Source organism: Aeromonas sp. QDB23 (genome assembly GCF_027707745.1).
Lineage (GTDB): Bacteria > Pseudomonadota > Gammaproteobacteria > Enterobacterales > Aeromonadaceae > Aeromonas > Aeromonas allosaccharophila.
The window spans coordinates 1-7,408 of the sequence record NZ_JAPCJA010000093.1; the positions used below are offsets into that span (position 1 = coordinate 1).

Annotated in this window: 7 protein-coding genes; 3 read left to right on the forward strand and 4 right to left on the reverse strand. The window is 41.1% G+C overall.

The window, feature by feature from the left end:
• Positions 1 to 23: 23 nt before the first annotated feature.
• Together PG888_RS21935 and PG888_RS21940 are read right to left on the reverse strand one after the other, a co-directional pair.
• Positions 24 to 161 carry a hypothetical protein gene (locus PG888_RS21935; RefSeq protein WP_270694379.1) on the reverse strand — a complete coding sequence of 46 codons (138 nt, stop codon included), beginning with the start codon at positions 159 to 161 and terminating at the stop codon, positions 24 to 26.
• A 104-nt stretch (positions 162 to 265) separates the two neighbouring features.
• Positions 266 to 1,168, reverse strand: coding sequence for a LysR family transcriptional regulator (locus PG888_RS21940; protein WP_270694375.1), 903 nt, complete (start codon positions 1,166 to 1,168; stop codon positions 266 to 268).
• A 98-nt stretch (positions 1,169 to 1,266) separates the two neighbouring features.
• On the opposite strand from PG888_RS21940, the gene PG888_RS21945 reads away from it, so the two are divergent.
• Positions 1,267 to 1,575 carry a monooxygenase gene (locus tag PG888_RS21945; RefSeq protein ID WP_185666326.1) on the forward strand — a complete coding sequence of 103 codons (309 nt, stop codon included), beginning with the start codon at positions 1,267 to 1,269 and terminating at the stop codon, positions 1,573 to 1,575.
• A 254-nt stretch (positions 1,576 to 1,829) separates the two neighbouring features.
• Here PG888_RS21945 and PG888_RS21950 read toward each other — a convergent pair whose 3' ends face one another.
• Positions 1,830 to 2,972, reverse strand: a complete 1,143-nt coding sequence (locus PG888_RS21950; protein ID WP_270694376.1) for an IS4-like element ISAs18 family transposase — start codon at positions 2,970 to 2,972, stop codon at positions 1,830 to 1,832.
• A gap of 635 nt (positions 2,973 to 3,607) precedes the next feature.
• Here PG888_RS21950 and PG888_RS21955 point away from each other — a divergent pair.
• The gene (locus tag PG888_RS21955; protein ID WP_270694377.1) at positions 3,608 to 4,573 is read left to right on the forward strand and encodes an ABC transporter substrate-binding protein; all 966 of its coding nucleotides are present in this window, start codon (positions 3,608 to 3,610) and stop codon (positions 4,571 to 4,573) included.
• An 81-nt stretch (positions 4,574 to 4,654) separates the two neighbouring features.
• A complete protein-coding gene (locus PG888_RS21960) occupies positions 4,655 to 7,021 on the forward strand; it encodes an EAL domain-containing protein (RefSeq protein WP_270694378.1) in 2,367 nt (788 codons plus the stop codon).
• 69 nt (positions 7,022 to 7,090) lie between these two features.
• Here PG888_RS21960 and PG888_RS21965 read toward each other — a convergent pair.
• Positions 7,091 to 7,408, reverse strand: a 318-nt coding sequence (locus PG888_RS21965; RefSeq protein ID WP_270692918.1) for an IS30 family transposase, incomplete at its 5' end; no start/stop codon positions are given.

Below are 7,408 nucleotides of genomic sequence, written 5' to 3' on the forward strand. Positions count from 1 at the left end.
TCCTGCATGGAGACGCGATTAGATCACAGACGATCTGCCTGTTCAAATTTCATTAACAAAGTGCGATCCCGCCCTGGCTGACACTGCGCTTCATCGCTATAACGCTGAATAAAGGTATGAATGCTCATGCTTTTTTGAAATTGAACCTTGTTTCTGGCCATGATTTAACCCTCCAGAACAGAACCCTTTAAGTGTAGTCCTGAAGAGCTGAATCATGGTGGTAATCAGGAACGGTTTTACTCCATGAACTGTAAGGTTATTAACATCATCGGACCCTTTTGTTTGCTTCCGTCATCAGAAGATTAAAAAGAGCCCGAGCAGCAGGTCCTGTCTCCTCGCCCTTAGGTAGGGTTAGATGAAGGGGAACCTGGTAGTCAAATCCCTCCTGAATATCAAGGTTAACAATCTCAGGATTATTGATTTTATTAATAAGGTGTTCAGGAATTCGGCAAAATCCCAAACCTGAAATCACTGCGTCAATTGCATAATCAAAATTGTCCACCGTTAATCTGCGTTGTGTTTTCAGCCAGCCAACATTTTCCCCCTGAAAGTTTTCGTCGCGACCTAAGTCTCTCAGAACAATTTGAGTTGTATTTACCAATTCATTTACATTGATATTCTTTTGCCTGGAAAGTGGGTGCCTGGAAGAAATTACCGGCAACATCTTTACATGGCCAAAGAAAGATGATGGGTGATTTTCAACAGGTAGGTTAATAATGGCAATATCAGATATTTTTTCTTTAACGTATTTTCGGGTAGAGCTAAGCGAGGTTTCGCGCAAAGTAACAGATGTTAATTCATTATTAGAACAGAATGTTGTCAAGGGACCATAAATCCAGTTGCGATCACAAAGATGATCCACTGAGACTGTGAGATTGGACTCGTATCTTTCGGAAAGGAGATGACTCTGTTTTTCTAATTGCCGGGCTATTTCAAGCATGGTGCCCGCTTTTCGTAAAAGAAAAGTCGCATTGGCTGTTAAACGCGTCTTGTTGCCTACCACCTCAACCAGCTTCGTACCAAGCTGATCTTCAAGTTTTTTCACTGAATACAAAAGAGTGGTGTGGCTCTTATTTAACCTTTCAGCAGCGCCCTGCACACTTCCTTCTTCGCTGATAGCAACTAAGTTCACCCACTGGTCGAGTGTGGATTTCAGTCTTTCTGTCATATTTTTGAACACATAATGGCTAATTTATGAAGTTGATTGTGCAATAAATTCATAATAACATACAGGCATTCTGAGAAAACGTTAGCACTGGAGGTATGATGTCGAACAAACTTTTACAGCTACACTTTGATTTTCATGGCCCGTTTGGTCCCGAAATGTCTCGTCAACTGGTAGGCCTGGCAGAATCAATCAATTCTGAACCTGGTTTTATCTGGAAAATCTGGACTGAAAGTAAGGATAATCAAGAGGCTGGCGGCATTTACCTGTTTCAGGATGAGGATACTGCATTGGCTTATGTCAAAAAGCACTCAGAACGCCTGAAGCCACTCGGGGTGTCCGAAGTCATCTACAAAATTTTCGATGTGAATGAGCCACTCACTAAGATAAACCGGGGTCAGGCGCAGTAATCGGAATGTCATTCAGGGAGGTTTATCCATGCCTCCCTGAATGAATGCCTGGCGGCTAATTACACGTGTATAACCTATCATTTATTTTCATTTCTTCGTTCTTGCTGACGAAAACAGGTTCAAAAGAGTGTCTCACCTGAGGGATCCCCACAAATTGCTCCCCCATATTATCCACACTCTATCAGATCGTCCGGTGTCCAGCACCACTGAGCCTGACTCTTATACACCTTAGAGATCCCCTCATTTTTAGAGACTCAAATAATTCCAAGTGTGCGGCTATATAAACGGTGTTGCTTCAGGTAGTAGATAAATTTATCCAGCAATAGGACTGCATTGGCTTCTTTCATTTTAGGTAGCAACTGGTAATAGATGACCCCTTGCCGAAAGAACGAATAGGTTCGGCTCTTGCTGGTATTGACCTTGATCGTTCTCTCTAGACCGACACTGTCTCCAGCCTTACCCAGCAGCGTCAGCAAGACGATGGCCAGGGCACTGAATAAAAACAGTCGGTCGCGCCGGACCGGATTACTGATGTGCACATCTCCCATACCCATGCCGAATTTGTAATCTTTGATATCACGAAAACTGGTCTCGATACCCCAGCGCTGGCCGTATAGTTGCAACGCCTTGGCGGCGCTCAGGTCGGTCCGGTTACTGGCCAGAAACCAAGCGTCCTTCATGCCACTTTTGCGACAACAATAGACCCGTTCGACAGGCTGTCTCTGTCCGGTGAGCTCCACCTGTTTGAGGGTTCGGGTGCGTCCGGTCGGCGTTAGCCAGTCACGAGCTGGAACCTGCTCTCCACCAGGGTAACCAACCAAAATATTTCCTTTAAATCTAATGACATAAGCAAAGCCTAGCTCTTGTTCCAGGCGCTCGAACAGCTCCATGTAACCAAAGCCTCGGTCAGCGACTACTGTCACGAAGATACCCTCTGGTAGCGTCTGCTTGAGTTTGGTGAGCAGCTCTTTCTCATGGGCATTACGTTGCCCTTTGAGCAACGATTTTCGATGGGTTTTCCACAGCAGCGGAGTACTGCGACCGTGGTTGGTTTGCAGGCTGATAACCAAGGTACTGTGATCATCGGCATCGAATTCGGTCCAGTCCATGGAGACTACGATCTCGGTACGTTCACCGACCACATAGGGCACCCAATCGTCAAAGAGGCTCCAGACATTGAGCTTGGTGTTAGTGAGCAGGCGATCCACCTGTTTAACCGCATGTTTACGTTCGAGACCGTTGGCCAAGGAGAGGCCACTACCGATGGCGTGGATGGCCAGTGAACCTGACTCGATAACCCCGAGGGTAGCATTGGCGAGGGAAAGAACACGCTTGGCATGCATGTCCTGTCCAAATATATCGTCGATGTGGTTGAGGATTAGTTCGTGGTTAAACATGGGGATAGTCTGTTGGGTATTAGCTGGTCAAGGATGGCGATCATACCTCAGAAGCCGCGCCACGCCTCGCTCATATGAGGGGATGGCTAAGCATTATTTGCCAAAAATAGACTTAAAATCAGAATATCATGTCATCAATGCTAACCGGTGCGCCAATTAAATATTGTTATTTGGCTAAGATTAAAGAATAATCTAAAAAAGTTCGAATATTGTGAATTATTACTCAATAGTTGAAAAATTCTAGTTAGTCTACTAGAAATACTTGTATTGCTTAACTTTATTACATATAATTCAAATACAGGTACTTATATTAGCACTTACTGCATTAAGTAATAGATAGCTCTATGGTATATATCTGGTTTAGAGAGAATCGATATGTAAAACGCAATCTTCAAACGAAGCTCAGTTCGGTATATACAATTTGACCTTCGACTTATGCTTTCAATAACTGTCAGACCATTTATTCTGTAGTAACTATTGAACTAATTAACCTAGACATATGACTGTTCATCTTACGTTCTTCACTCATTTAACGTTCTTTACATTTTAGTTCAACTTAAAATCTACAACATTACAAATGAAAATAATTATCACATAAAATAACGATTTTTGCCTACTTTCGAGAAGGATGCTGTATGAAAATAAAAAAAAACCTATTAACGGCACTGTTCTTTCTTCAGTTCCTCTTTTTTTCTGACAGTTCATATACCAAAAATATGAATATTGTGTTTATCCCAAAATCGAGTGATCAAGTGTTCTGGGATATCATGCGCAGTGGTGTAAATGACGGTTTACGTGAATTTGACACTATCGATTTGACATGGCGAGGTCCATCTTACAATGATGATACTGACGCTCAAATTAAAATACTTAAGGCCTACACACATCCTGGTGTTGACGCCATCATTATTGCTCCAACAGATAAACAACAATTAGTGGAACCGGTAAAAAAGGCTGCAGCACAAGGCATTAAGATAATCATCGTTGATTCAGCACTTAATGGTTCAGTTCAACAAAACTATATTAGTACAGATAATTATCTTAGCGGGCAACTAGCGGCTAAGCGAATGGCAGCAACATTAAACAACGCGGGAAATGTAGTCATTTTTAGAATTGTTAAAGATAGCGCATCTACCGAATCAAGAGCACAGGGATTTATAGACCATCTGCAAAAAAACTCACCTGATATTAAAATTATTGGCGATATATATGCTGGAGGGTCTAGAGGAAAGGTACTACATAATGCTTCTGACTACTTAACGAAAATAAGTAGTACTCACCATATCGATGGGATCTTTGCAGTCAATGAATCCGCTACCGATGGTGTGCTTAGAGCTTTACGTAATATGGGTATTGCAGGAAAAGTCAAACTAGTTGGCTTTGACTATACAGACTATTTAGTTCAAGGTCTGGAAAATAAAGATGTTGATTCATTGATTATTCAGGATCCAAGGAGAATGGGTTATCTCAGCATAAAAGCTGCCGTTGAAGCAATTAAAAATACCCCTATAAAAGAAAAAATTATCTTTACAGAGACTAAATTGGTAACAAAGGACAATTATAAAACCCCTGAGATAATAACGCTAATGCATGTAAATTAATATATCATTTTGGCATTATTTATCATTCTAGCATTCCAAATAATGCGTAGATAGATCAATGAATTACAGCAAGGCAATGCTATGTCCGACTTTCTAGCTACATTGGTTAAATTTAATATATTTAATTTCAAAAAAGTGGGCACTGGAATTGTCATCGCCATGTGTGCCGGCTTATTAATACCAGCTGTTATTGGATTTGTATTCATCTATCAACTTAGTCAATACAACTCCAATAAAGAGCTTACTGCCTATTTACATGATAGAAGTGTATTGCTTGCAAATAGTCTTGCATTACCAACATGGAATTACGACTTTAACTCTATTGAAAAAATAGTCAGTGCCTCTTTATTAGACCCACAAATATTCCAGGTCTCAATTAGGGATACCCAAAATAACCGTATATTTAGCTTAGAACAACCAGTTCATCCAATAGGTTCCATGCACAGTATCGGGCATGAATTAATCTTCAATGGACAAATAGCTGGTTTTGTAGATATTGTCGTGGACGACGGATTAATGAAGCATAAATCACGTCAAAATCAGTTGTCTTATATGTCTATATTACTTAGCCAATTTATACTTGCACTTATATTGATTTTTATAGCACTGCATTACCGAGTATTGAAGCCACTGACCACATTAGCAGCTTTTTCGCACCAATTAGCCGAAGGTAATTTTGATCATGAGATAAAACTGCAGCGAACTGATGAGATCGGTCATTTAGCTAATCAACTCGACCATATGAGACACGACCTACGTACCGCATTTGACGAGCAAAAAGCAATTTTAATTAACGTACCTGTGGGAGTTATTTTTGTCCGTCACAATATAATTCAACTTACTAATCGTCATGCTGAAGATTTGTTTGGCTACATACCAAGCGAATTGCATGGAGCACCTTATAAAATTTTATTTTTAACCGATGAACAATTCCACGCAACACATCAACGTGCCTTAGCCGCAATTGCAATAACGCCAAACGGTTATACAGAAGAGTTACGAATGAAACGCCAAGATGGTAGCGAGTTCTGGGCTTGTCTTCACGGTGGTAGCTTATATCCAAACACTCCCGAATCAGGTAGCATTTGGGTATTTGAGGATATATCTGAACGAAAAGCGGCTGAACTAGAAATTAATAATCTGGCTTTTTATGATCCATTAACTCAGTTACCTAACCGGCGATTGTTATTGGAACGGCTGAAACACGCATTGATCTCAAGTGCGCGTAGTAAAAAATGCGGAGCATTATTGTTTATAGATCTTGATAATTTTAAAACCCTGAATGATACCCATGGACACGATAGTGGGGATGCTTTATTACAACAAGTCGCAGCTCGATTGATTTCTTGTGTACGCCAAGACGATACCGTTGCCCGTCTTGGTGGTGATGAATTTGTGGTACTTCTTGAAGATCTCAGTAATGAAATGGCTGAAGCCGCCGCTATCGCAAAATGTGTAAGTGAAAAAATTCTAAACTCTCTTAATCAGAGTTATTTAATTGAAAATAATTTCCGCTACAGTACCTCTAGTATTGGTGTAACCTTATTCATTGACCATCAGGAAAGTGTAGAGGAATTACTCAAACGCGCAGATATGGCAATGTATGAGGCAAAGTCCGCAGGTCGCAATACAGTACGTTTTTTTGATCAAAAAATGCAAGATATGCTCATGATCAAAGTAGCATTAGAAGATGACCTGCGTAGAGCTATTCTCAAAGAAGAATTCCAGCTTTATTACCAACCACAAGTTATCAGTAGTGGACAACTAATAGGGGTTGAAGCATTACTTCGTTGGAAGCACGCACTACGCGGATTTATATCTCCTGCCGACTTCATTCCTTTGGCTGAAGAATGCGGATTAATTATCCCTTTGGGACATTGGGTGTTAGAAACAGCCTGTAAACAGATCGTCTCATGGGCAAATAGTGCTGAAATGAATAATTTAACGATTGCAGTCAATGTCAGTGCGAAGCAATTTTACCAACCAAATTTTGTTGAAGAAGTGCTTACAGTTTTGAAAATAACTGGAGCTAATCCGCTCCAGCTAAAACTAGAATTAACTGAAAGTATTTTAGTTGAAGATATCGAAGATATTATTATCAAAATGACCTTATTAAGAGCCGTTGGTGTATCGTTTTCGTTAGATGATTTTGGTACTGGTTACTCATCACTTTCATATTTAAAACGATTGCCACTTGATCAACTAAAAATTGATCAAGGTTTCGTTAAAAACATTCTTATTGACAGCAATGATGCAGCTATCGCAAAAATGGTAGTGGCTTTAGGTCTAAGTCTAAATCTGAATGTTATTGCAGAAGGTGTAGAATTAGAAGCACAGAGAGATTATTTAGCTCGATTGGGTTGTCATGCTTATCAGGGCTATCTATTTAGCCGCCCTTTACCATTAAATGAATTAGAAAAGCTCTATAACAAAATTATTGAAACATAAAGTTTTTTGATTACCCCTGACTTTCAGCCTGAATACTACGCGAATTCAACTTCGAAGTGCGACACTCGCCTATGCCGCCTGACGGTACTCTTCGAATACCTTGACAGGCTGCCTGAATCCGAGACATTTCCGAGGTCGTAGGTTGAGCCACTGCTCCGCTCTCCTGACATCCTCGTCCGTGACCTCTCTCAGGTCTGTTCCCTTTGGGATAAACTGCCTCAACAGCCCATTGCTGTTCTCGTTCAGACCGCGCTCCCACGAAGAGTAAGGGTGCGCAAAGTAAGTCTCGGCACCCAGCGCTTCCTCTATCGCCTTGTGTTCGGCAAACTCGCCGCCGTTGTCAAAGGTGATGGTATGCACCTGCTCGATGTAGGGCGTTAACATCTC